Source organism: Rheinheimera nanhaiensis E407-8, assembly GCF_000296695.1.
In the GTDB taxonomy this organism is placed as follows: Bacteria; Pseudomonadota; Gammaproteobacteria; order Enterobacterales; family Alteromonadaceae; genus Alishewanella; species Alishewanella nanhaiensis.
The window spans coordinates 1-1,602 of sequence record NZ_BAFK01000046.1; the positions used below are offsets into that span (position 1 = coordinate 1).

Annotated in this window: 2 protein-coding genes; both read left to right on the top strand. The window is 44.4% G+C overall.

Going from position 1 to position 1,602, the window contains the following annotated elements; genetic code table 11:
• The first annotated feature begins 188 nt into the window (after nucleotides 1-188).
• On the top strand, nucleotides 189-1,043 hold the full coding sequence (locus RNAN_RS18480; RefSeq protein WP_008224620.1) for a hypothetical protein: 855 nt from the start codon (nucleotides 189-191) through the stop codon (nucleotides 1,041-1,043).
• Between the two features lie 143 nt (nucleotides 1,044-1,186).
• Nucleotides 1,187-1,602 (top strand): RDD family protein (locus RNAN_RS18485; RefSeq protein WP_052027320.1); only part of this gene is annotated, 416 nt, incomplete at its 3' end.

The following is a 1,602-nucleotide window of genomic DNA, read 5'->3' on the forward strand; positions in this document are numbered from 1 at the left end:
TTTCGCTTAGTTTAATGAAATGACACAGAATTTTGAACACTACCAATGTTACCGCGCTTGTTATTGTTGATTATGTGTTTCTATTTCATAGTTCGTAGCAATCAATCTGTAAATACCTAACAAGCCACCAAAACGCCGCTTCGCGACTCGATGGCGGCGTATATGCTACTGAGAAATTGAGGATGACTATGACAAGAGACGAAGCCATAAGAGCCACACGCAATGGTGCGATAGCAGCCTGTATTTCCGGAACGTTGACGGTCGTCGTAATGGCCTTCGCGATATCTACCGACGCCGAGGGTTCGTTTGCGCTCTTTAACAATCCACTGAATCTGGTCGATGCCGCACTCATATTTATCTGTGCCTTTGGGATGTATAAGCATTCCCGCACGGCTGCGGTTGTTATTCTTCTGTACTTCATCGCGTCGAAGGCAATAATTGCGGTAGAGACTAGCAAGGCGCCAGGTATCGGAATGGCGTTGGTATTTGTGTACTTTTATGGCAAAGCCATTCAGGGGGCCTTTGCCTATCATCGTTTGGAACAACAGGCTGATCCAGAATATCGAGCCATGAGTAGAAAGGGCGGAGTCTTCTTGGGCGCAGGAGTTCTAATCGCAGTTTTGATGATAGGATTTTCACTGTTTTCAACGTTTGGAGTTGTCCCATCAACGCGGGTACTTGCTGGGAATGAAATTCCCGAAGCAGACATCAAGCTGCTCGAAGAAAAAGGTATTCTGGTTGCCGGGGATCAGGTTGAATTTTTCTACGCCCAGGGCCTAACATCAGTGCTCGAAAGCGGGAATATCCTTACCACGAGTCACGTCATTCTTTACTACACGGAAGATAATGGGAAACTTAATATCTACGCGCTTCCCTTAGATGAAGTCACCGCTGTTGAAATTGAGAAGCCAGGAACCCCAGTTAGCGACAGCATATATATCGTTCGCACGGAAACCCCCGACAGATGGATTAAATTGTTTTTGTCCATAGAGCAAAAGGGTGACCAAAAGTTTGTCGCAGCGCTGAAAGCGAGAATTGGCTAGTTGCAGCGCGCATATAACAACACGTTGCCAGCGACGTTTGAGCCGCTGCCTACTTTTCCTTTAGCAAAAGCGATCATTGCATCAAATTCGCCTGAGTGTGGGTGTTAAGCATCCTTTCAATTAAATTATGGAGTATTAGATAAATGGAAAATCAAGAGTACGCTGGTTTCTGGATTCGTTTTGGGGCTGTTCTAATTGATATCGTCGTTATAGCAATTGTCTTCTGGGTTCCTTTAACTCTTATTTATGGAAAGGAATACTGGATTGGAGATCAGTTTTATCATGGGTTTTGGGACTTGATATTTAGCTACATACTGCCATTTTTAGCAACTGTTTGGTTTTGGCTTCGTTTTTTCGGAACTCCAGGGAAAATGGCATTACGTCTGAAAATAGTAGATGCAAACACTGGTAGCAAGCTATCCGTAAGTCAGGCTATTGGTAGATATTTCGCATATATAGTTGCAGCTATTCCGCTATTTTTGGGTTATATCTGGGTCGGGATAGACAAGCGAAAACGAGGGTGTTCAATATTCTGTGTCAGCCTGGTCACAGGTCAATA

Coding starts and splice junctions, on each gene's coding strand:
- RNAN_RS18480 (WP_008224620.1), top strand. CDS start 189: ATGACAAGAGACGAAGCCATAAGAGCCACACGCAATGGTGCGATAGCA.